Annotated in this window: 22 protein-coding genes; 19 read left to right on the top strand and 3 right to left on the bottom strand. The window is 43.9% G+C overall.

Going from position 1 to position 22,082, the window contains the following annotated elements:
* The first annotated feature begins 116 nt into the window (after positions 1–116).
* From trpX to K4H96_RS04955, 9 genes are all read left to right on the top strand, one after another.
* On the top strand, positions 117–1,124 hold the full coding sequence (trpX, locus tag K4H96_RS04915; protein ID WP_223336719.1) for a tryptophan ABC transporter substrate-binding protein: 1,008 nt from the start codon (positions 117–119) through the stop codon (positions 1,122–1,124).
* A 179-nt stretch (positions 1,125–1,303) separates the two neighbouring features.
* Positions 1,304–1,534 (top strand): AbrB/MazE/SpoVT family DNA-binding domain-containing protein, encoded by a 231-nt coding sequence (locus K4H96_RS04920; RefSeq protein ID WP_002910015.1) that lies wholly within the window; start codon positions 1,304–1,306, stop codon positions 1,532–1,534.
* Between the two features lie 221 nt (positions 1,535–1,755).
* Positions 1,756–2,499 (top strand): ABC transporter ATP-binding protein, encoded by a 744-nt coding sequence (locus K4H96_RS04925; protein ID WP_004187351.1) that lies wholly within the window; start codon positions 1,756–1,758, stop codon positions 2,497–2,499.
* A gap of 2 nt (positions 2,500–2,501) precedes the next feature.
* Positions 2,502–3,236: an ABC transporter permease gene (locus tag K4H96_RS04930; RefSeq protein ID WP_009660468.1), complete on the top strand. Its 735-nt coding sequence runs from the start codon at positions 2,502–2,504 to the stop codon at positions 3,234–3,236.
* A gap of 281 nt (positions 3,237–3,517) precedes the next feature.
* Positions 3,518–4,567: a phenylalanine--tRNA ligase subunit alpha gene (gene pheS / locus K4H96_RS04935; RefSeq protein ID WP_002900605.1), complete on the top strand. Its 1,050-nt coding sequence runs from the start codon at positions 3,518–3,520 to the stop codon at positions 4,565–4,567.
* Positions 4,568–4,612: 45 nt separating this feature from the next.
* The gene (locus K4H96_RS04940; RefSeq protein WP_048774339.1) at positions 4,613–5,122 is read left to right on the top strand and encodes a GNAT family N-acetyltransferase; all 510 of its coding nucleotides are present in this window, start codon (positions 4,613–4,615) and stop codon (positions 5,120–5,122) included.
* A gap of 248 nt (positions 5,123–5,370) precedes the next feature.
* Positions 5,371–7,776 (top strand): phenylalanine--tRNA ligase subunit beta, encoded by a 2,406-nt coding sequence (gene pheT, locus K4H96_RS04945; RefSeq protein WP_223336720.1) that lies wholly within the window; start codon positions 5,371–5,373, stop codon positions 7,774–7,776.
* A gap of 159 nt (positions 7,777–7,935) precedes the next feature.
* Positions 7,936–8,328, top strand: a complete 393-nt coding sequence (locus K4H96_RS04950) for a YbgA family protein (RefSeq protein WP_223336721.1) — start codon at positions 7,936–7,938, stop codon at positions 8,326–8,328.
* A 150-nt stretch (positions 8,329–8,478) separates the two neighbouring features.
* Complete coding sequence (locus K4H96_RS04955; RefSeq protein ID WP_223336722.1) at positions 8,479–9,306, top strand: alpha/beta fold hydrolase; 828 nt, start codon at positions 8,479–8,481, stop codon at positions 9,304–9,306.
* 124 nt (positions 9,307–9,430) lie between these two features.
* On the opposite strand, the gene K4H96_RS04960 is transcribed toward K4H96_RS04955, so the two are convergent.
* Positions 9,431–10,576, bottom strand: coding sequence for a cobalamin-independent methionine synthase II family protein (locus K4H96_RS04960; RefSeq protein WP_048774348.1), 1,146 nt, complete (start codon positions 10,574–10,576; stop codon positions 9,431–9,433).
* 131 nt (positions 10,577–10,707) lie between these two features.
* Positions 10,708–11,175 carry a GNAT family N-acetyltransferase gene (locus K4H96_RS04965; RefSeq protein ID WP_223336723.1) on the bottom strand — a complete coding sequence of 156 codons (468 nt, stop codon included), beginning with the start codon at positions 11,173–11,175 and terminating at the stop codon, positions 10,708–10,710.
* Positions 11,176–11,408: 233 nt separating this feature from the next.
* Here K4H96_RS04965 and K4H96_RS04970 point away from each other — a divergent pair, with 233 nt between their 5' ends.
* Together K4H96_RS04970 and K4H96_RS04975 are read left to right on the top strand one after the other, a co-directional pair.
* Entirely contained in the window at positions 11,409–11,879 is a 471-nt protein-coding gene (locus K4H96_RS04970) for an SP_0198 family lipoprotein (RefSeq protein WP_002917416.1), read from the top strand.
* A 180-nt stretch (positions 11,880–12,059) separates the two neighbouring features.
* Positions 12,060–13,097, top strand: coding sequence for a zinc-binding dehydrogenase (locus tag K4H96_RS04975; RefSeq protein WP_125383355.1), 1,038 nt, complete (start codon positions 12,060–12,062; stop codon positions 13,095–13,097).
* Between the two features lie 91 nt (positions 13,098–13,188).
* Here the strand turns inward: K4H96_RS04975 and K4H96_RS04980 are convergent, their stop codons facing one another.
* On the bottom strand, positions 13,189–13,914 hold the full coding sequence (locus K4H96_RS04980; protein WP_223336724.1) for a hypothetical protein: 726 nt from the start codon (positions 13,912–13,914) through the stop codon (positions 13,189–13,191).
* A 109-nt stretch (positions 13,915–14,023) separates the two neighbouring features.
* Here K4H96_RS04980 and K4H96_RS04985 point away from each other — a divergent pair, with 109 nt between their 5' ends.
* The 8 genes from K4H96_RS04985 to K4H96_RS12370 form a co-directional block, all read left to right on the top strand.
* A complete protein-coding gene (locus K4H96_RS04985; RefSeq protein WP_223336725.1) occupies positions 14,024–14,632 on the top strand; it encodes a TetR/AcrR family transcriptional regulator in 609 nt (202 codons plus the stop codon).
* A gap of 67 nt (positions 14,633–14,699) precedes the next feature.
* Positions 14,700–15,761 carry an ABC transporter permease gene (locus K4H96_RS04990; RefSeq protein WP_002900595.1) on the top strand — a complete coding sequence of 354 codons (1,062 nt, stop codon included), beginning with the start codon at positions 14,700–14,702 and terminating at the stop codon, positions 15,759–15,761.
* Complete coding sequence (locus K4H96_RS04995) at positions 15,762–16,427, top strand: ABC transporter ATP-binding protein (RefSeq protein ID WP_223336726.1); 666 nt, start codon at positions 15,762–15,764, stop codon at positions 16,425–16,427.
* Positions 16,428–16,478: 51 nt separating this feature from the next.
* Positions 16,479–16,895: a GNAT family N-acetyltransferase gene (locus K4H96_RS05000; protein WP_223336727.1), complete on the top strand. Its 417-nt coding sequence runs from the start codon at positions 16,479–16,481 to the stop codon at positions 16,893–16,895.
* Positions 16,896–17,070: 175 nt separating this feature from the next.
* Positions 17,071–17,682 (top strand): TetR/AcrR family transcriptional regulator, encoded by a 612-nt coding sequence (locus tag K4H96_RS05005; RefSeq protein ID WP_223336728.1) that lies wholly within the window; start codon positions 17,071–17,073, stop codon positions 17,680–17,682.
* Between the two features lie 18 nt (positions 17,683–17,700).
* Positions 17,701–19,467, top strand: coding sequence for an ABC transporter ATP-binding protein (locus tag K4H96_RS05010; protein WP_223336729.1), 1,767 nt, complete (start codon positions 17,701–17,703; stop codon positions 19,465–19,467).
* On the top strand, positions 19,460–21,205 hold the full coding sequence (locus K4H96_RS05015) for an ABC transporter ATP-binding protein (protein ID WP_223336730.1): 1,746 nt from the start codon (positions 19,460–19,462) through the stop codon (positions 21,203–21,205). The genes K4H96_RS05010 and K4H96_RS05015 overlap by 8 nt, the downstream gene beginning before the upstream one ends.
* Before the next feature lie 182 nt (positions 21,206–21,387).
* A partial coding sequence (locus K4H96_RS12370) for a P-loop NTPase fold protein (RefSeq protein WP_227956387.1) occupies positions 21,388–22,082 on the top strand: 695 nt, incomplete at its 3' end.

The raw sequence follows: 22,082 nt of genomic DNA on the forward strand, positions 1-22,082 counted from the left end.
TGTGTGAGGTTTTTTGTTGCTTATTATAAAAAATGAGGAGAATTGCCTATGTTTAAACGATGGCGTCCCTAGGGATTAAACAGAAAAAATATAAAACATAGAAATGGAGAAAGAACATGAAAAATAAACGTTTAATGACTATCTTAGGCCTTTTGGCCGTTTTGGCAATCGGTGGGATTGTCTATTCCAACTTGAACAGCAAAGGCAACACCACTAAGACTAGTGGCGACAGTCTGACAGTCAAGGTAGGCGTGCTGCAGTATGTTAGCCACCCTTCGCTGGATTTGATTTACAAGGGGATTCAGGATGGTTTGGCTGAGGAAGGCTATAAGGGAGACAAGATTAAGATTGACTTTATGAATGCTGAGGGCGATCAGAGTAAGGTCTCTACTATGAGTAAGCAGCTGGTCTCCAATAACAATGATGTGCTGATTGGGATTGCAACTCCGTCTGCACAAGGACTGGCTGCAGCTACTAAGGACAAGCCTATCGTCATGGGAGCTATCACAGATCCGGTCGGAGCAAACCTAGTGAAAAATCTGGACAAGCCAGGTGGCAATATCACTGGTGTCTCTGACCGCAATCCAGCTAAGCAACAGTTAGAGCTGATTAAAAAATTGACTCCAGATGTCAAAACTATCGGTGCGCTCTACTCTAGCAGCGAAGACAACTCCAAAGCTCAGGTAGAAGAGTTCAAAAAATTAGCTGAAGAGGCAGGCTACAAGGTAGAGGAATACTCTGTTCCTTCAACCAATGAAATTGCTTCAACCATGAATGTCATGACTGGCAAGGTTGATGCTATATGGATTCCAATTGACAATACCATTGCATCAGCTTTTGCGACAGTTGTGTCCAGCAATAAAGAAGCTAAGAAGCCGATTTATCCAAGTGCGACAGCCATGGTAGAAGAAGGAGGCCTTGCCTCTGTCGTTGTAGACCAGTATGACCTAGGTGTTGCGACTGGAAAAATGGCAGCTAAAGTTCTTAAAGGTGCCAAACCTGCTGACACTGCAGTAGATATTTTCGATACAGGTAAATCTGTAATCAATACCAAAAATGCCAAAGAACTTGGCATTACTGTACCAGAAGATGTCCTCAAAGAAGCTGGCCAGGTTATCAAATAAAAAGAAAGAAGTCTGTTGTTTGACAGGCTTCTTTTTCTTGATAGTCTCATCTTGTAAAACCTTTCTCGCAGTTGTATAATAGAATTAGCTCAAGTGAATGAGAAGAGCAAATGAAGTGCAGTTTGCTCCAGTAGATTTTACGAAGAGATAGAAGCGGAAAGGGAGTTAGTCAAGAAAGAATGGAAGAAGATATTCAAAAAAACCGCTATATGGGATCAGTCAAGGTTGGCCCCAAGGGGCAGATTGTCATTCCCAAAGAAGTGAGGGATATGTTTGAAATTCAACCTGGGGATGCTCTGGTCCTCTTTGCAGATGCCCAGCAAGGCATTGCCATCCAGCGTTACGAGCTCTATGAAGATCTATTTAATCAGACCTTCAATGGAGATAAGAATTCAAAAAGTGATTTATAAAATCGGAATCTGCTTAAGCAGATTTTTTCTTTTGCTTTTATTTGCTACTACTAATGAATAGGTGTATAATAAGTATAAGAAGTTATACAAATCGTACCAAACTCTTTCGAGATTGAGTTAGAATAGCTCAGTTTTTAGCTAAATGAGTAAGTTGTGACTAGCTTTAGATATCAAAGTCATATCTTTAAAATAACATTTCGCTTTTTATTTCCTCATATCTGATGAAAGGAGATGTCCTTATGTATGCAGTTGAGATGCAAGATTTGACCAAGCAATACGGCTCAAAGACGGTTGTTGATGGTTTGAATCTAAAAATTGAAGAGGGTGAATTCTTTGCCATGCTGGGCTCTAATGGTGCGGGGAAGACAACAACGATTAAGATGCTGTCCTGTCTAGTTGAGCCGACAGCAGGAGATGCCCTAATGCTAGGTCATAGCATTCGCAAGGAGGAAGATGCTATCAAGGAAATGATTAATGTTTCACCTCAGGAAACAGCTGTTGCTCCCAAGCTGACAGTCAGGGAAAATCTGGAGATGATTGCTCGTTTATATGGATTTTCTAAGGAAGAAGCGGCGCAAAAGACAGAGCATCTGATGGAGACATTTGACCTGACGGATAGACAGGATGAACGAGCCAAGTCCCTGTCAGGTGGCTGGCAGCGCAAGCTCAGTATTGCAATGGCTCTAATCAGTCAGCCCAAGATTTTGTTTCTGGACGAACCGACCTTGGGGCTGGATGTACGGGCTAGAAGGGAGTTATGGAAGAATATTGAGCAGCTAAAGGGAAAAGTTACAGTGATTCTGACAACACATTATCTAGAAGAAGCCGAGGCTTTGGCCGACCGACTTTGCATTATGGATAAGGGAGTGGTGCAGATTTTGGGGACAGCAGAGGAAATTATTCAAGCTTCCGGCAAGAAGGATTTTGAAGAGGCCTTTTTGTCCTATACGGAAGGAGGGGAATGAGCATGAGAGCCTTCATTTTTGCAAAGCGCAATTTCAAAGAAATCATGCGTGATTATGTCAGCAGTCTGATGGGAATTGGTTTTCCTGTCTTTCTGATTATCGCCCTGTCCCTTATGAAGCAGAGCCTCAAAGGTATGCCAGCTATATTTTCCATTGAAAATTTTGCCCCAAGTATGATGGTGTTTGGTGCTTCCTGGTTAACTATTTTTGTTGGTAGTTTAATGGCCACAGACCGCAATAGCTCTTTTCTCATGCGGTTGCTATCTACACCACTTAGAAGTGTGGATTATATCTTAGGCTATTCGATTCCAGTTCTGCCTCTAGCTCTTTTACAGGGCATAGCTAGTTTTGCAACTGCAATGATTTTTGGCTTATCCTTAAATCTGGGAACTTTTTACGCCCTCTTGGTTTTGATTCCAGTAGCTCTGCTCTTTATTTCATTGGGCTTGCTTTTAGGCTCAGCTTTCTCTAGCAGTAATGCAGTCAGTGGTTTTGGAACTATTCTTATCAATGCCACGGTTTTTCTCAGTGGAGCAGTGCTTCCGATTGAGATGATAGGAGGTGGTTTTGAAGCATTTTGCAATTCCTTGCCATTTGCCCATGCAGCAAAGGCTGTTCAGTTGGCATTGGCTCAAGATTTAAATTCACTTTTGCCACATCTGTTCTGGGTTTTGCTCTATGCTTTCCTATTCTTTATCCCTTCTGTCTGGATTTTCAAAAAGAGGATGAAAGGGTAGAGGTTTAGTTCAATCTAGAATTCAGCTGGATTAGCTTGCGAAATATTTAGAAATCTGTTAGAATGAAATATAACTAAATAGCAATCCGCAAGACCAGTAACCTAGGGGAAGTTTAACAGGGAGGGGAGCCAGCGACTGAAAGCTCTCTAGATGAAAGCTAGGCGAATTCACTTGCTCTAGGATTGATAAGTAAGGTCTGGCTTGCCAGATAAAAAACGGATGGTACCGCGTGTCAACGCTCCGCTTATGGAGATTGGCGCGCTTTTTATTTTGGAGGGAAAATGACGAAAACGATTGAAGAACAACTGAAAAGCCTGCGTGAAGAGACTCTAGCTTCTCTTAAGCAGCTCAAGGCTGAGAATCAAAAGGAACTACAGGACTTGCGTGTAGCGGTCTTGGGTAAGAAGGGTTCACTGACTGAAGTCCTGAAAGGGATGAAGGATATCTCAGCTGAAATGCGGCCGATTATCGGGAAGCACGTCAATGAAGCGCGAGACATTCTGACAGCAGCCTTTGAAAAGACTGCACAAGAGATGGAAGAGCAATTAGTCGCTCTGAAACTGGCTGAGGAATCCTTGGATGTGACCTTACCAGGCCGTCAAATTCCGGTAGGGAACCGTCATATTCTTAGCCAGACTAGTGAAGAAATTGAAGATATTTTCATCGGAATGGGCTATCAGGTCGTTGACGGCTTTGAAGTGGAGAAGGACTATTACAACTTTGAGCGGATGAATCTGCCTAAAGACCACCCAGCACGGGATATGCAAGACACTTTCTACATTACAGAGGAGATCCTGCTCAGAACCCACACTAGTCCGGTACAGGCGCGAGCTATGGACGCTCATGACTTTTCTAAAGGGCCACTCAAGATGATCTCACCGGGGCGCGTTTTCCGTCGGGATACCGATGATGCGACTCACTCCCACCAGTTCCATCAGATTGAAGGCTTGGTGGTTGGCGAAAATATTTCCATGGCAAATCTGCAAGGAACGCTGCAGCTGATTGTACAGAAAATGTTTGGTGAGGACCGCAGTATTCGTCTGCGTCCGTCATACTTCCCATTCACAGAGCCGTCTGTTGAAGTGGATGTTTCCTGCTTCAAGTGTGGCGGTGCCGGCTGTAATGTCTGCAAGAAGACTGGCTGGATTGAGATTATGGGAGCTGGTATGGTGCATCCGCGCGTGCTGGAAATGAGCGGTATTGATGCAGAGAAATATTCTGGATTTGCCTTTGGTCTCGGTCAAGAGCGGGTAGCTATGCTCCGCTACGGTATCAACGATATCCGTGGCTTCTACCAAGGAGATATTCGTTTTTCTCAGCAGTTTAAGTAGAAACCTGTATTCATAGATGCAGCTTTTCTGAGAAAGGAGTGCAGTATGCTAGTCAGAGTCAAAAAAGAAGAAGCGAGTCTCTTACGAGAGTTGGAGGTCGCGACTTATCAAGAAACCTTTGGTCCATTTATCAAGGAAGCTGATATGGCTCATTATTTTGACAATGAGCTGTCGCTTGCGACCATCGAAAAGGAACTGACAGACTCTGAGTCAGAGACTTATTTTGTTGTCAAAGACGGTGAAATTGCTGGTTTTCTCAAGTTTAACTGGGGACATGCTCAAACGGAGCAAGAACTACCACAAGCCTTTGAGGTTCAGCGAATCTATGTTTTGAAAGCTTATCATAGTCAAGGTTTGGGCAAGGAAATGTTTGAATTTGCCTTAGATGAAGCCGAGAAACGAGGCTTTGACTGGGTCTGGCTGGGCGTCTGGGAAAAGAATTTTAGAGCTCAAGATTTTTACTTCAAATACGGCTTTGAAAAATTTAGCCAGCACGACTATATCACTGGTGAGACGGTGGACACAGACTGGCTGCTGCGCAAGAAATTGAAATAAACAAGAAAATTTAAAGAGAGGAAATGAATACGACCTAAAAGCTTTAAATTTAGATGATTTGTTTCTGAAATCAGGCTTTCAGACAGGTCCCTAAAATTTGATCGGTCAAGTTCCTCAGCGATAGAATTAGAGAAAGGAATTGAACCCGGGCTAAAAACTCGGAAAAAAGATAGACTTGCGATCATTCATCGAATGCTTAGCAAATCTCCTATTTTTCAGTCGTTTTTGACGCCCTTGGTATCTTAAATATGCTAGTAAGTTATAAGTGGTTAAAAGAGTTAGTAGACATTGATGTGGCGAGCGCTGAGTTGGCTGAGAAAATGTCAACGACAGGAATTGAAGTGGAAGGTGTGACATCACCAGCTGCTGGCTTGTCGAAAATTGTTGTTGGTGAGGTGGTATCGTGTGAGGATGTTCCAGATACCCACCTGCATGTCTGTCAAGTTAATGTCGGAGAAGAGGAGAACCGTCAGATTGTCTGTGGTGCTCCAAATATTGGCGCAGGCATCAAGGTCATGGTGGCTCTGCCGGGTGCTCGCATTGCGGATAATTATAAGATTAAAAAAGGGAAAATCCGTGGCTTGGAGTCACTGGGCATGATCTGCTCTCTCGGTGAGCTGGGCATTTCTGATTCTGTCGTGCCAAAGGAATTTGCGGATGGCATTCAAATCCTGCCTGAAGAAGCAGTGCCAGGTGAGGAAGTCTTCTCTTATCTGGACTTGGACGATGAGATTATCGAGCTTTCCATCACACCAAATCGGGCAGATGCTCTGTCTATGCGTGGGGTGGCTCATGAAGTGGCTGCCATATATGACAAGTCAGTACATTTTAAAGATTTTCCGCTGGTGGAAAATGAAAAGCAAGCAGGTGACAGTCTATCAGTGGCTCTTGAAACCGAGAAAGCCCCTTACTATGCGGCTCGTATCTTGGAAAATGTCACTATTGCCCCAAGTCCTCAGTGGCTGCAAAATCTCCTCATGAAAGAAGGAATCCGTCCGATTAACAATGTAGTGGACGTGACCAACTACATCCTGCTCTACTTTGGTCAGCCCATGCATGCCTTTGATCTGGATACGTTTGAGGGTGACCAGATTGTCGTGCGGGAAGCGAGTGCTGGTGAAAAACTGGTGACGCTGGACGGTGAAGAGCGCGAGCTGGAAGTTAGCGACCTAGTCATCACTGTAGCGGATAAGCCAGTTGCACTGGCTGGTGTCATGGGTGGTCAAGCAACAGAAATTTCCGGTCAGTCCACTCGTGTTGTTCTGGAGGCAGCAGTCTTTGATGGTAAATCAATCCGCAAGACCAGCGGTCGCCTTAACCTGCGCTCGGAATCATCTTCCCGTTTTGAAAAAGGCATCAATGTGGCAACTGTTAATGAGGCTTTGGATGCGGCAGCAAGCATGATTGCGGACTTGGCAGGAGCGACTGTTCAGGCTGGTATCGTATCAGCTGGTAGCTTAGACACTAGCGATGTAGAAGTGGTGTCTAGTCTTGCAGATGTCAACCGTGTGCTGGGAACAGATTTACTTTATACAGATATTGTGGATGTCTTCCGCAGACTTGGCTTTGGCTTGTCAGGAAATGCTGAACAGTTCACTGTCAGTGTACCTCGCCGTCGCTGGGATATTTTAATCGAAGCGGACCTCTATGAAGAAATTGCCCGTATTTACGGCTATGACAAATTGCCAGCTAGCCTGCCAAAAGATGACGGGACTGCTGGTGAATTGACTGCAACGCAACAACTGCGCCGTCAAGTACGGACCTTAGCAGAGGGAGCTGGGCTGACAGAAATCATCACCTACGCTTTGACGACACCAGAAAAGGCGATTGAGTTTACTCTCAATCCTAGTAACTTGACTGAGCTCATGTGGCCGATGACAGTGGAGCGCTCTGTTCTCCGTCAGAACATGGTTTCTGGCATTTTGGACTCCCTAGCCTACAATGTAGCTCGGAAAAATAAGAATCTAGCCCTCTATGAGATTGGAAAAGTCTTTGAGCAGACTGGCAATCCTAAGGAAGACCTGCCAAATGAAATCAATAGCTTTGCCTTTGCTTTGACAGGTTTGGTTAATGAAAAAGACTTCCAGACCAAGCCAGTAGCAGTTGATTTCTTCTATGCAAAGGGTGTAGTGGAAGCGCTCTTTGATAAGTTGGGCTTGACAGCTGAATACGCGGCTAGCAACCAGATTAAGAGCATGCACCCTGGACGGACTGCTTTAATCTCTATCAATGGCCAGCCTGTCGGCTTTGTCGGCCAGGTCCATCCTGCGACAGCCAAGGCTTACGATATTCCTGAAACTTATGTAGCTGAGCTCAACCTGTCTGCTATCGAAGAGCAGCTCCAGCCAGCACAGCCATTTACGGAAATCACTAAATTCCCAGCTGTCAGCCGTGATGTGGCCCTCTTGCTCAAGACTGAAATCACTCATCAAGAGGTCCTTGATGCAATCCTAGCAGCTGGTGTTAAACGCTTGACAGATATTAAGCTCTTTGATATCTTCTCTGGTGACAAGCTAGGTGTCGGCCTCAAATCTATGGCCTACAGCCTGACTTTCCGAAATCCAGAAGCCAGCTTGACTGACGAAGAAGTGGCTAAATACATGGAAAAAATCGAAAAATCCCTGACCGAAAAACTCGGAGCAGAAGTACGCTAATGAACGATTCCCCAGTCATGTGATTGGGGATTTTGATTAATACTCTTCGAAATTTTATTCCAATCATAGTTGATTTGTTTTCTGTCTTACTAGGATGCGAGCAATGATGTAGACGAAACGAGAAGAATTCGAAATTGAAAATCAGTAGGTAAAGTAATCATGGAAAATGTAAACCAAATCTCCCAATGTCAGACTCTTTGGGCTAGAAATAAATATCTGGTTCTCAGTCATTCCAGTAAGATCTATCTGGAAATCCGCCAATATCTAAAAAGCGACTCTGTGGAAGCAGCACATGTTCAAGACTTGATTGATCAGGCAGTAACCCTGCCTGAAAACCGAGGTCAGGTCTGCAATGCCTTTCAGCATGTTTGGGGCTATTTTAAGAAAAAAGTCAGCACTTCAGAAAAAGAAGATTTTATGCATCTTTTGCTTCGTTACCAATCCGGTCAGGTTGAGCAAAAAGAATTGGTAAGAGCTGTAAGGGACCTGCTATTCAAGTATCCCAATCCATATCTGCAAAAATCGACTTTGTTATTTGGGGATGAGGCATGAAGCTCTGAAATCAAGGGGAAAGAATAAGCTTGCTCGTCTAGTAGCTTTGAGGGGTGTAGATGATAAGAATAATTTGTTAGGCTCATAAACAATATTATTTTGACTGGTTTCGATAAAGGCTTCACCTCGAGCAAAACGTGTCTTTAAGGTATGATTGGAGAAATAATGTTTTTTACTTATCAGGAAAATAAATTATATTATAAAGTGATTGGTCAAGGAAAGCCGGTCTTGGCAATTCATGGTTTGGGCTGTTCATCTGAATTGATGGAAGGATGTTTGGAACCTATTTTTGAGAAACAAGCTGACTATAAAAGGATTTATTTAGATTTGCCTGGCATGGGTAGGTCTGATGCCAATCCTGCTTTTGCAAGTGCAGATGCGATTTTAGAGATGCTCTTGAACTTTATAGAGACTGTAATCGGCGGACAGACCTTTCTCTTAGCTGGAGAGTCTTATGGTGGCTATCTTGCTAGAGGAATTTTGGCTAAGAAAAGGTCGGAGATTGATGGTTTGCTGCTTATTTGTCCAGTAGTTGTACCCGATCCGCAAGAAAGAATTCTGCCAAAAGACAGCTTGCTAATTAGAGAGGTAGGTTTTGATATAGCAGGCAAAAGCGAAGATTTTGTTGATTTAGCGATTTTGCAGACTAAAGAAACTTATCAACGATTTGAAAAAGAAATCCTAGCAGGGCTTCAGATGATGAATGCTCCCTTTGTCCAAAAGCTGCAAGAAAACTATGCTTTTTCGTTTGAAGTGGATCAAGAGCTACAGGAAAAGGGCTATGACAAGCCCAGCCTTTTTATAGCAGGAAAGCAGGATCAAGTCGTGGGCTTCCAGCAGTTAGCCCAGCTGTCTCACTATTATCCTAGGGCAACTCATGCTGTAATGGATCTTGCTGGCCATAATGCACAGATAGATCAGGAGGCTCTCTTTACGGCCTTGGTTGAAAATTGGCTCAAGCGAATTGAACTTTCCTGATACTCCAAGATTTAATATGTTGAACAGATGCAGATGAAACTGGAGTTCATCTAAGAGATCTAATACAGTCCACAATTGATTTTAAAAGCATAGAAAAAAGCGGTCACACCGCTTTTTTTGCTTATTATCCCCAGAATTTCTGGGCGATTTCTTGGCCTTGTTTGATTTTGGCCCATTGTTGTTCAATGGTGAGTTCGTTTCCAGAGTCACAAGAGGCGAAGCCGCATTGGTGGGAGAGCAGGAGACGCTCTTTCGGTAGAACGGTTGCTGCTTTCTCGAGGAGGTCTAGGACACGCTTTTCATCATCCAAGCCTGTCGTCTTACTGGAAAGCAGTCCTAAAACAACTTCAGCATCCTTGTCTTTCAAAGCTGCTAGAGCTGATACATCACCAGCTACATCGCTGTCCCACTCTAGGAAGTAGCGATCATAGTGTTGGTCGCGCAGGAATTTTTCCGCGATAGCTTCGTAGGTACCTTCAGCAGCAGAGCGGCTTTCGTAGTTACCACGGCAGTTGTGGGTCCAGACAGTCAGTCCAAGCTCATGAGCGTAGTCTACGACTTCGTTATTAATAGCGACAAACTCGTCTGCCAGGTCAGCCAGACTGGCATTGCCTTCAGCAAAGAAGCTAGCAGGATTGGACTCGTCAAAGAGTTCCCAGAGGCAGTCGTCAAACTGGATAATCTGTCCGCCAGCAGCCTTATAGTCGTCCAAAAATTCCTTGTAGGCCTGAATCAAGCCTTTTTTCAAATCTTCATTGGTCTCGTAAACTTGTCCTGGTCCAGCCAAGCGGTCAAAGACAGCTAACTCAGTATAAGCATGGGCAGGTCCCCAGACAGTCAGCTTAGTATCTTCACCAGCAGCGTCTTCCTTGACTAGCTTATAAATTTCGATAAAGTGATGGTTTTTACCAGAGAGTGGTGCTGTGATACGGATACCAATATCCTTGCGGGTCTCGTATTGCCCACCGTCGTGGTCCTTGAAGGTATAGCCGTGGTCAGCAATGTAGCGCTCGATTCCCTTAAGTCCCCAGACAAAGTCCAGATGCCACATAGACTTGGAGTATTCTCCATCCGTCAGGATGTCAATTCCCTTAGACTTTTGCTCAGCGATAATCTCCTTGATGTCAGCTGTCTCCGTCTCATGGTAGCCTGGGAAGCTGTCGTAGAAGGGGTATTGAATGTCGTCGCGGTGCTCAATTTCTGTTTTATACTGGCGGAGATTTTCTGGGCGCAGAAGAGATCCAACCAGTTGGAATTTTGATTTTGTCATAAGTTTTCTCACTTTCATTAGGCATTATGCTCTATTGTATCGAAAATTCCTCGGCAAATAAAATAGTTAATTATACTGGTAGGGTATAGCCGAAAACTATTGCTCGCGCTTCCTGAAATTTTTCCTTCAAATCAAAGTATCTTCTCCATTACAGTTTCCTGAGGCTGAAGCCCTAACCGCTCATAGAAACGCAGAGCTCCGACATTGTCGTTCCAAACATTGAGAGTCAGATTATAGCAGTCGATTTTCCGAGCATAGTCTTCCGCAAAGCGGTAAAGTTGCTCACCAACCTTTTGCCCTCTGGCTTTCTCATTTACACATAAGTCCTCGATAAAAAGTGTCTTGATGGGATTGAGTACAGGACTGACAGGTTCCTTGATGGAGAAAAAGAGGTGACCGAGGATTCCTCCAGCTTCATTTTCAAAGACAAAAATAGGGGTGGACTCTTTACCCAGAATCTTCTCTAATTCTTCATTGCTAAACTTGCTGCCCTTGGCCTTGAAAATGTCCGGACGAGCCTGATGGTGGACAAGCAAGATTTGCTGAAGGAGTTCTTGGAGTGCAGGAATATCGCTGACTTGGGCTTTTCTGATTGGCATGATCTTCTCCTTTTATCTTTTTAAGAATCATTATACGACAGGGAACTATTTTGTCAAGAGAGTTCGGAAAGACAACAGAACAAGCAGCGTCTGAATAGCAAAGTTCAGTCAGAGTGCTTCATTTCCTTTAGATGTATTTTCCTTATAATAAAAACTGCTTTTTCTTGACAAATGAAACAGACAAGTGTAGAATATAAGTATAAACTACAAATGTAGAAAAAGGAGAAAGCGATATGACTATTACAAAAAAAGCCTTTATCGGAATTCTATCTCTGACAGCAGCAGTCCTATTAGCTGCCTGCTCAGGCAATACCAACCAAGGAGGGAATACTAGTTCATCACAGAATACACAAGGCCAGACATCACAATCTGCGCAGAATCAGACTTCGCAGTCATCAGCCGCATCTTCCTCTAATCAGCCTTCGTCATCATCAAATGCAGGGCAGGCTACTAATCTAGACGGGCGCTACCAAGCAACCGACCATGATGGTGACCAGCATGTCCTAGAAATCAATGGTACGACTGGTACCTGGACTGAGACCGAGGTCGATGGCAGTAAGGAAATCAAGCAGGTACAAGTAGATGCTGCTAACCAAAGACTGATTGTTGGTGATGATGTCAAAAGTTACCGCCAAAATGGCAATCAGCTGATTGTGGACGAATTGGATGATGATCCAGACACTCTGACATTTACCAAGCAGTAAAGCGCTTCTCATTCCGCTCAGGACAACAGGATGAGCAGTGAGGGAATCAAACTAGGAAACTCTGAGAAAGGAGTTTCCTTTTTTATAAGAATTTTATCTTAAATGATGTCAAATATTTGACTTGAAGGGTGCTTTAAGTTGTATAATAGTTGCTATAAAGATATCAGAGGAGAAGAAACTATGAAATCAACAGTTTATACAAAAGCTGGCCAAGTTGGTCTAGCAGAAATTGGTCGCCCGCAAATTGAGGCAGCAGATGATGCTATTATCCGCATTGTCCGTACTTGCGTTTGCGGATCGGATCTCTGGAGTTATCGTAATCCAGATATTGAATCCGGCCATCAAAATAGTGGGCACGAAGCCATTGGAATTGTCGAAGAAATCGGAGAGGCTATTACAACGGTCAAACCGGGAGATTTTGTCATTGCACCTTTCACCCATGGCTGTGGGGAGTGTGATGCCTGTCGCGCTGGCTATGATGGGACTTGTGACCGCCATATTGGCACCAATTGGTCTAATGGGGTGCAAGCGGAGTACATTCGCTTCGAATATGCCAACTGGGCTCTTGTCAAAATTCCGGGTCAGCCTTCTGATTATACAGAAGGCATGCTCAAATCCCTCTTGACACTGGCTGATGTCATGCCGACTGGCTATCATGCTGCGCGAGTGGCAGATGTTAAGCCTGGTGATAAGGTGGTCGTGATTGGTGATGGAGCTGTGGGGCAATGCGCTGTGATTTCTGCTAAAATGCGTGGCGCTTCCCAAATCGTTCTTATGAGCCGTCACGAAGATCGACAAAAGATGGCCTTGGAATCAGGTGCGACAGCTGTTGTGGCTGAACGTGGCGAAGAAGGAATTGCCAAAGTGCGCGAAATTCTCGGTGGCGGAGCCGACGCTGCTCTCGAATGTGTCGGAACAGAAGTAGCCGTAGATCAAGCCCTTGGGGTTCTTCACAATGGTGGACGTTTAGGTTTCGTTGGTGTTCCTCATTACAATAACCGTGCGCTCGGTTCTACCTTTGCTCAAAACATTACAGTGGCAGGCGGAGCAGCCTCTGTCACAACTTACGACAAGCAAATCTTGCTCAAGGCAGTTCTTGATGGTGATATTAATCCAGGCAAGGTCTTTACTTCAAGCTACAAACTGGAAGATATTGATCAAGCTTATAAAGATATGGATGAACGCAAGACCATTAAGTCCATGATTGTCTTTGATTAGGTAAAGAAGAAAACAGTCTTGCTGCGGTCTCTTTAAGATGGCAGTAGGCTGTTTTTGTATGGCTTGATAGGTATTTTTTAGGAAAGGGAATTCATTCTTTATGTTCTCTACACCAAGCTATCCACCTTGACCATTCGGCGGCCAGGTGGAGCTGGTGTTCTTTGATAAGGCTGTCTGGACAAAGGCTGGGGAATTCGACGCAGAATCGGGCTTCTAGACCTTTTTCTGTGTCGCGAAACTGATGGCGAATACCACCGATATTGCAACCATTCGCTAGACTGGCAGCACCAGCAGTTTGGAAGGGATAAGATGAATCACGAGGCTCCTCTATCTCGGCTTCACCACCAAGATTAAGAAAAAACTGTGTCGGCAGAGGGCTATTTCCTGCTGTCTCAATGACTTCCAGTTTACCGCCGTGTGTCTGCATGGCATAATGGTCTGGACAGGCACCAAGATTGACGCTTTTATGAACATTTGTCTTTTCTAACATCAATTTTTCTAGCCATTTACTGAAAGAAGCAATAGTCAGTTCACTTGCAAAAATCGTGATGATAGCTCTTTTTCGTGGTTTCTTGGACCATTTGGCGGCCCATTTCATTAAATATTGGCTCCATTTGAGTTTGGTTCCGAATTGCTGGATTAGCTCTTCGTATGTCAGCTTCATTTTTGCTTCCAGTAGGGCTTGGTCTAAAATCTCCGTGTTGTCAGTATTGGGCAGCTGTAGATTAAGTATCTTGGCTGCTTTATGGATTCTCTTCTTCCGCCAGTGCTCAATTCTTTCTTGACTGACTTCCTTTTGATTGATCATAATCTTCATCTTTTAATCCTCTTGTTCTTGTCTTCTGCTTATATTTATTATATAGTGGGAGCTGGATGGCATACAAGCATCAATTTTAGATAGACTGTTGCATTTTGAGGTGAATGGTATGTATGAGAAAAAAAGAAGAGAGACAGAAAAGCGGATAGAGACTAGCTTGCTGCAGTTGATGAAAGAGCAGACTTTTGAGAGCATCAGTATTCGCCAATTGATTGACTTGGCAGAGATGAATCGAAGTACTTTTTATCGGCATTATTTGGATAAATATGATCTGCTGGAGAAGATAGAAGACCGCTTGCTAGGTGATTTGCAGGCCTATTATCAAGAGGTTCTAGAATCTGCCTGCTTGTTCAAGTTAGAAAAGGATTTTAAAGTGGAAGACTATATCCATGAGAAACAGAATCTTTTTTATTTTTTTGAGCCTTACTTGGAAGACTTAGCCATTCTTTTAGGGCCAAATGGCTGTCCGACTAGTTCGTGGCGCTTGCAGGAAGCTTTGAGGGAGATTTTCTGTCAGAGTATTTCCTTGGCAAATCCACATTTAGAGGAGGTAGAGGCGGACTTGCTCCTGAATCATCAAGCTGCGTCCTTTATGGGAACTCTGACTTACTGGCTGGCTCATCCTCGCTATAAGGCTCAGCAAATGAGTGTTTTTCATGCTAGGGTGACCGCTGTTGGTCTGGCAGGTTTTGTCAGAGAGCATATGGAGGGAGATTGACAGGATAGTTTATCCAGTTTGCTTCTTTATGGTATAATAGTCTGGAATATCTCAAAGGAGGACAGCTTTGTTTTTAGCTTTTAAAGAGATTGTCTATAGCCGTGGGCGTTATCGTTTAGTGGTTGCTGTGGTCTTTCTCATTACCTATATGGTTTTCTTTTTATCTAGTCTTTCCGTCGGTTTGGCTAGGCTCAATCGCTTGGCTTTGGACCAATGGCAGGCTGAGTCGATCGTTTTGTCGGAGTACGCAAATAAGAATCTAATAGCTTCGACTCTCAAGGAAGAGGAATACAGCCGCCTGCTTCAAGGGGACTCAATCGCTGCTTTGGGACAAACGTCAGCAGTGGCCAATTATGAAGATGGGACTGATAAACTCAATGCTCAGGTTTTTGGTCTCTCTTGGGATAGTTTTCTAGCGCCTGACATTATTGAGGGACGTCCTGCTGAGACTGCTTATGAAGTCATTGCGGATAAGCGTCTGCAGCAAAAAGGTGTGAAACTAGGCGACCAGCTTCAGCTTAATGGAAGTGAGCGCCTCTATCAGGTTGTTGGTTTCACAGAGGATAATAGCTTCTTTACGCAACCTGTAATTTTTATGGATCTAGATGATTTCAGGGAATTAAAGTACGGCTCTAGTCAGGTTAAGAATATCAGTGCACTTGTGGTCAAGGATGGTCAGAAGATTGAAGAAGCTGGACTTAGTCAGCTCTCTATGAGCGATTTTATAGAAAATATCCCTGGTTATCAGCCTCAGGTACTGACTTTTTCCTTTATGATTGGGGCCATGGTTCTGATTACATTTTTGGTATTGGGAATTTTTATGTACATCATTACCATCCAAAAGACGCATCTTTACGGTATTATGCGCGCCCAAGGGATTGCCAGTGGGAAGATTATTGCTTCTATTTTTTGGCAGATTTTCATCCTGTCAACTCTGGGAATCAGCTTAGCTGTTTTGGCTCTCTTGGGAACCCAGCTAGTCTTGCCGGCTTCTATGCCTTTTTACAGTGACTGGAGAGCTTATGCTGGATTGATTGTCCTGATTGTGTTCATGTCACTGGCTGGCGGACTCTTGTCCATTCATCGGGTTCTGAAAATTGACCCTATCACAGCGATTGGAGGTGAGTAAATGTCAATCATAGAACTAAAAGGGGTTACAAAAGAATATGGTCAGGGGCATACGCTGGTCCAAGCCCTGAAACCAACTGATTTCCGATTGGAAGCAGGGCAGTTTGTAGCTATTATTGGGCCATCAGGCTCAGGAAAAACAACCTTTCTTACCTTGCTGGGCCATTTGCAAACTCCCTCAAAAGGACAGATTTTGCTGCATGGGAAAGATACTTCCCAGCTCAAGGAAAAGGAACGGGCTGCTCTGCGTTTCAATGATTTTGGCTTTATATTGCAGGCTTCCAATCTCATACCTTTTTTGAAAATCGAGGACCAGTTCCAGCTGATTGACCGCTTATCTAAAAAGGAAAGAACAGATCTAGACAATCTGATTGAGCTGCTAGATCTTAAAGGAACTCTCAAGCAGTATCCGAAAGAATTGTCTGGCGGGGAAAGGCAGCGAGCTGCTATCGCCAGAGCGCTTTACAACAGCCCTGATATTATCTTGGCTGATGAGCCGACAGCTAGTCTTGATACGGAGCGGGCCAAGCGCGTGGTCCATCTGCTCAAAGAAGTGACCCAGAAATTCCATAAGAGTGTGGTCATGATTACTCATGATACCCGCTTGCTGGACGAGGTTGACAAGGTTTATGAGATGCAAGACGGAGTGCTGACTCAAGTTCGATAAAGCGTTAGAATGGTTTATGTAATCAAACAGAGAAAAAACAAGGAGAGGACTATGATTCATTATAAAATAAATCCGCAGCTAGATTTTGCGGCAGTGCTAGACCTCTATGCTTCGGTTGGTTGGAGCAATTACACCAATCGTCCTCAGCAGTTAGAGCAGGCCTTCCATCAGTCCTTGTTTGTGATGGCGGCCTATGACGAAGACAAGTTGGTTGGTTTGATCCGAGTGGTCGGAGATGGGCTTACCATTGTCTTTATTCAGGATTTGCTGGTGTATCCACAGTACCAGCGTCAGGGGATTGGTCGGAGCCTTCTTCAGCAGACGTTGGAAAGTTTTAAGGATGTTTACCAAATCCAGTTGGCAACGGAGCAGTCAGATAAAAATCTAGCTTTTTATCGAGAGCTCGGCTTTCGCCGACAGGAAGATTTCGACTGTACTGGCATGATTTATGCACCTAATAAAAATTAAAATTCTAGAGGAGCTTGTTAATAAGCTCCTTTTGTTATGTTTACAAGAGGAAAAGGAATAGAACTAGACCGATGAAAATATTTCGCGGTCTCTTTTGTTTTTCCTTGACAGTTAAATTGTCAGAATTTATAATAAAAGAAGAAAGGTGATAACAGTGTTATCGAATTAAAAAACCATGAAAAAAGAAACAGATGAGTTAAACGAAAAAATCTTGGAAAGTGCGAGGAGTGAGTTCTTAGCTTATGGCTATCAGGATGCTTCACTGCGGAGAATTTGTCGCGCGGCTGGCTTAACAACTGGGGCTCTTTATAAGCGCTATGAGAGTAAGGACAGTCTCTTTACAGCTCTGCTTGAGCCTACTCTGACAGCCTTAGATCAGTATGGGCAAGAGCAGAAGCGACGTGATTATGCTTTCCTAGAAGAGGGACACCTGTCTGATATGTGGGCCCATCGCTTGGAAGATCTCCAGTCTCTGATGCGGATTCTCTATGAGCATAAGGATATTATGCAGCTCTTGCTCTTTAAATCTCAGGGTTCTTCGCAAGCGGACTTCAGGATGCGTCTACCTCATTTGGCTGCAGACGAGACTTATCGCTATTTGGAGCTGGCTTACAAAGAGGGGAAGATCAATCATTTGGTCAAACACGAGTTTCTGCGATCGTGCGTGACAGCTTATTACACAGCTGTATTTGAGCCCTTGGCTCAAGACTGGCCCCAAGAGCAGGCGCTGGAATTTTGCCATTCCATCATGGACTTGTTTGACTGGGGAGGTTTGCTAGGTTTTTGATAGAAAGAAGGAAATTCTATGAAGAAAAAATCTGTCCTTGCTTGGATTTGGGATTTTGTTTCCCTTCATAAGATATATTTTGTGCTCAGTCTGATCTTTGCCTTTGCCTCTGTGCTTTCAGGATTTCTGCCTTATTTCTTTATTGGTGGAATGATTAATCAGCTCTTGGCTGGCAATAAAAACTGGGATTTTTACCTGCAGCAGTCAGCGTGGGCAGGTCTGGCCTGGATTGGCTACTGGGGATTCCATGGTATTTCCACCATGTTGTCGCATACGGCTACTTTTAAGATTTTAGCGGAAATGCGGCACCGCCTGACAGACAAGCTGGCTAGGCTGCCTTTAGGTACAGTGCTTAGTCAGTCATCAGGCAGTTATAAAAACATTATCGTTGAGCGGGTGGATGCGACCGAAACGACCTTGGCTCACCTGATTCCAGAGTTTACTGCTGGGATTTTTGGTCCGATTATTGTCCTCATTGCTATGCTGGTTATCGATTGGCGGCTGACCTTGCTGTCTCTCCTAACTATTCCCATCGTGGTGCTGGCCTATATGCGAATGGCTGTCAATAGCGAAGCGGACTATCAAAATACTCTAGTAAAGACCAAGAAACTCAATGATACAGCGGTGGAATACATCAATGGGATTGAGGTTATTAAGGTTTTTGGCAAGGAAAAGTTCTCTTACGATAAGTTTGTGACAGCTGCTAGAGAAGGAGCAGACTGCTTTATTGAATGGATGCGCAAGTTCAATCTGGAGATGGGCATTGTGACTGCTTTTCTGCCGTCAGGCTTGCTCTTTCTACTACCGGCAGGCTGTTATTTCTATCTGCAAGGCAGTTTGACTGCTGGCAATTTCATTCTAATGATTATTCTTTCGCTCAGTCTTTTGACTCCTCTGATTTTAGTGGCTAGCTATATGGACGATTTACGGAAAATCGGGACTATTTTTGGTCAAGTCATTGATATTCTGGAAAAGCCTGATTTGAAAAGGCCTCAGGAGTTGCGAGAACTTCCAAAAGGAAGGGATCTGGTTATGACGAATGTCAGCTTTGGCTATACAGATGAAGAGGAAGTACTGCATGGTATTTCGCTAGATATTAATGCTGGCAGCGTCAATGCTTTAGTTGGGCCATCAGGATCAGGTAAGTCTACAATTGCCAAGCTTCTAGCTTCTTTCTGGGATGTCAGTTCTGGTCAGATTACCTATGGTGGCTTGGATATTCGCCAGCTTCCGCTAGACTATTACAGTCGGCAGATCGCTTACGTGACCCAGGAAAACTATCTCTTTGATGAGACTATTATGGAAAATATCCGGATGGGAAATCCAGCAGCTTCTGATGAAGAGGTCATCGAAATTGCCCGTCGCTGCGGCTGTTATGACTTTATCATGAACTTGGAAGACGGCTTTGAAACTCAGGTAGGCTCTGGCGGCGGTCATCTATCTGGTGGGGAGCGCCAGCGGATTGCCATCGCCCGTGCCATGCTTAAGGATGCGCCGATTCTTATCTTGGATGAAGCGTCTGCTTATACAGATCCGGAAAATGAAGCACGGATTCAGTCCAGTCTAGCTCGTCTGATTGAGGGACGGATCCTGATTGTCATTGCCCACAGGCTGTCTACGATTATGAGTGCAGACCAGATAGTCTTGGTCAATGATGGTCGGATTGAAGCTAGAGGACGACATGAAGAATTACTGGCAGCAAGTCCGCTTTATGCTTCCATGTGGCAAGCCCATATAGCTACTAGGGATAGTGATGAGATGGAAGGGGGGCTGACGTATGCTTAATATACTGAAGAAATTCTTTGATTTCTGTACGGCAGAGGATCGTAGGAAATTTTATCAATCCATTTATCTGGGCATCATCAAGTCTTTTATCATCGCTCTGCGTATTCCAGCAATCGGCCTAGTCGTTATGGGACTGATTGAGAAGAATCTCTCTATGCAGACCTTCTGGCTGGCTCTGGGTATCATGTTGGTATCCACTGTCCTAAACGTCTGGATTACCCTGAAAATTACTATGCTGCAGACGGAAGCGGGCTATCATACCTGTGCTCAGAAGCGGATTGAAATTGCTGAGCACATGCGCTATCTGCCCATGGGTTACTTTAATCAAAATAGCTTGGGCAAGATTACCAGTGTTACGACCAATACGCTGGAAGGGTTATCTGATGTAGCTACGCGAGTGGTTATGATGACTGTGCAGGGCTTTCTGACGACTGGCCTCATCACTATTTTGGTCTTTCTCTATGACTGGCGGGTTGGACTGGTTCTCTTGGTGGGTCTCGTCCTCTTTCTCCTGCCCAATACCCTCATGCGTTGGCAAGTTGGCAAGGTTTCAGCTGACAAGTATCAGGCGGATATGGACCTGGTAGCCGTTGTTTTGGAGTACAGCCAAGGTATTGCTGAAGTTAAGAACTACAATCTGGTCAACCGTTCTGCCAAGAAGCTGTCCAAGGCTATTGAAGGAAAGAGTCAGCTAGATACCAAAATGACACTCGTGACCTCACCTTACATTGCCCTCCAGGGCATGGTGAACAAGCTGACCGGTCTCTTTATGGGGCTTTTCTCTATTTATTTTTATCTCAATGGCAGTATGGAGCTGCTGGTAACCATTATGATGATTGTCAGTGGTTTTATGATTTATGAAAATCTAGACGGCGTTGGCTCTTTCTCCTCTCTCCTACGCATTGTTGATTTGTCGGTTGATATGGTCAATCAAGTCTTGGCTATCCAGCCGATGGACATCAGTGGTCAGGATATTGAGCCTAAGAGCAGCCGGATTGAGCTGAGAGATGTTAGCTTCTCTTATGGAAATAAGAAAATTATTGACCGGGTTTCCCTCACCATTCCAGAAAAAACAACAACTGCTCTGGTCGGACCTTCTGGATCAGGCAAAACAACGCTCTGCAACCTCATTGCCCGCTTCTGGGATGTGGATCAGGGAAGTATTAGTCTAGACGGGCATGATGTTAGAGATTACAGCTATGACAGCCTGATTCGCAATTTCAGCTTTGTCTTCCAAAACGTTTATCTCTTTGAGGATACCATTGCCAATAACATTCGTTTTGGCAAGCCGGAGGCCAGTCAGGAAGAAGTGATAGAGGCTGCCAAGAAAGCGGCCTGTCATGACTTTATCCTCTCGCTGCCTGATGGCTATGATACCAAGATAGGTGAAGGAGGTGCCAGTCTTTCTGGAGGTGAGCGCCAGCGCATTTCCATTGCTCGGGCAATTATCAAGGATGCGCCTATCATCATTCTGGATGAAGCAACAGCCAATGTTGATCCAGAAAACGAAGAAGCCCTCATGCAGGCTATTCAGGCTTTGACTTGCGATAAGACTATCATCATGATTGCCCACCGACTCAAGACAGTTGAGCATGCAGACCAGATTTTGGTGCTGGATCAAGGTCGCATTGTCGAACAAGGCAAACACCAAGACTTACTAGCTAAACAAGGTATCTACAGCAAATTTATCCAAGAAAGAAAAATAGCCGCCAGCTGGCGGATTGAGATGGAGGAGTGATAAACTGAAACAGCAAGCCGTTTGCCTTGCTGTTTTTGCTTGCAGGAGCTCTATTTTGTTGCTATACCAGACCAGCTAAGTGTGCTATAATGATGTAGAAGAATAGGAAAGAGCTTGTCCGAACTCCCAAGTGGGAAAGAGTTTGACATTGGAGGAAGCGAGAGCTCGTTAGCGAGGGAATTATGAGTAAAAATAGAGAGATTAATTCAATAGAGGAAGATAGGTTTGGCTTAGAAAATCATGTTAAAGAATTTTATGAACAATATATTGATTCAGATTATACAGGTACAGTTCTTTTAAGTGGTAATTGGGGCGTCGGAAAGTCTAGCTATATTAATTTAGTAGAAAATTATGCAATTAAGAACAAAGAAAGTAATAAATTTATYAGATTAAATTTTTGGKCGTTTTCAGGTGAACAAACGATATATCGTTATATCTTTACTAATCTATACCCTAGAMTTAATATTATTCTWAATTGGCTAGCTCCGATTGTGGTTGCTCTATTTTTTCTGTTAAACAATTTTATAAATTGGATGTTTTCTAATCCGGTCAATTGGAATTTATTAGCTCCKCTATTGATCTTAACATCRATARTAACTGTYTTTCAAGATAAAGCSATAAAAGAAGGWTGGTATGAATCTTCTGTAACTAAAAAATTTAAAACTAAAARGMAGAAATTAATAATARTTGTTGATGATTTYGATCGTATTCYWTCCAATATCAGAGAWGACATATATGCCGTTTTGTCTAATTTAAACGCATTTAACAATCAYTTAATCATTATTATTGGGGAATATGAGAGATTGAAGGGAAAAAGGGAGGAGTCTCTTTTTATTCAGAAAATCATTGATAAAATTATTATAATGCCACATAGCAT

The sequence above is a fragment of the Streptococcus sanguinis genome (assembly GCF_020729765.1).
GTDB lineage: Bacteria > Bacillota > Bacilli > Lactobacillales > Streptococcaceae > Streptococcus > Streptococcus sanguinis_Q.

Excerpts from the sequence above, each read along its gene's own strand:
- trpX (WP_223336719.1), top strand. The coding sequence starts at position 117 with ATGAAAAATAAACGTTTAATGACTATCTTAGGCCTTTTGGCCGTTTTG.
- K4H96_RS04920 (WP_002910015.1), top strand. The coding sequence starts at position 1,304 with ATGGAAGAAGATATTCAAAAAAACCGCTATATGGGATCAGTCAAGGTT.
- K4H96_RS04925 (WP_004187351.1), top strand. The coding sequence starts at position 1,756 with ATGAAAGGAGATGTCCTTATGTATGCAGTTGAGATGCAAGATTTGACC.
- K4H96_RS04930 (WP_009660468.1), top strand. The coding sequence starts at position 2,502 with ATGAGAGCCTTCATTTTTGCAAAGCGCAATTTCAAAGAAATCATGCGT.
- pheS (WP_002900605.1), top strand. The coding sequence starts at position 3,518 with ATGACGAAAACGATTGAAGAACAACTGAAAAGCCTGCGTGAAGAGACT.
- K4H96_RS04940 (WP_048774339.1), top strand. The coding sequence starts at position 4,613 with ATGCTAGTCAGAGTCAAAAAAGAAGAAGCGAGTCTCTTACGAGAGTTG.
- pheT (WP_223336720.1), top strand. The coding sequence starts at position 5,371 with ATGCTAGTAAGTTATAAGTGGTTAAAAGAGTTAGTAGACATTGATGTG.
- K4H96_RS04950 (WP_223336721.1), top strand. The coding sequence starts at position 7,936 with ATGGAAAATGTAAACCAAATCTCCCAATGTCAGACTCTTTGGGCTAGA.
- K4H96_RS04955 (WP_223336722.1), top strand. The coding sequence starts at position 8,479 with ATGATTGGAGAAATAATGTTTTTTACTTATCAGGAAAATAAATTATAT.
- K4H96_RS04960 (WP_048774348.1), bottom strand. The coding sequence starts at position 10,576 with ATGACAAAATCAAAATTCCAACTGGTTGGATCTCTTCTGCGCCCAGAA.
- K4H96_RS04965 (WP_223336723.1), bottom strand. The coding sequence starts at position 11,175 with ATGCCAATCAGAAAAGCCCAAGTCAGCGATATTCCTGCACTCCAAGAA.
- K4H96_RS04970 (WP_002917416.1), top strand. The coding sequence starts at position 11,409 with ATGACTATTACAAAAAAAGCCTTTATCGGAATTCTATCTCTGACAGCA.
- K4H96_RS04975 (WP_125383355.1), top strand. The coding sequence starts at position 12,060 with ATGAAATCAACAGTTTATACAAAAGCTGGCCAAGTTGGTCTAGCAGAA.
- K4H96_RS04980 (WP_223336724.1), bottom strand. The coding sequence starts at position 13,914 with ATGAAGATTATGATCAATCAAAAGGAAGTCAGTCAAGAAAGAATTGAG.
- K4H96_RS04985 (WP_223336725.1), top strand. The coding sequence starts at position 14,024 with ATGTATGAGAAAAAAAGAAGAGAGACAGAAAAGCGGATAGAGACTAGC.
- K4H96_RS04995 (WP_223336726.1), top strand. The coding sequence starts at position 15,762 with ATGTCAATCATAGAACTAAAAGGGGTTACAAAAGAATATGGTCAGGGG.
- K4H96_RS05000 (WP_223336727.1), top strand. The coding sequence starts at position 16,479 with ATGATTCATTATAAAATAAATCCGCAGCTAGATTTTGCGGCAGTGCTA.
- K4H96_RS05005 (WP_223336728.1), top strand. The coding sequence starts at position 17,071 with ATGAAAAAAGAAACAGATGAGTTAAACGAAAAAATCTTGGAAAGTGCG.
- K4H96_RS05010 (WP_223336729.1), top strand. The coding sequence starts at position 17,701 with ATGAAGAAAAAATCTGTCCTTGCTTGGATTTGGGATTTTGTTTCCCTT.
- K4H96_RS05015 (WP_223336730.1), top strand. The coding sequence starts at position 19,460 with ATGCTTAATATACTGAAGAAATTCTTTGATTTCTGTACGGCAGAGGAT.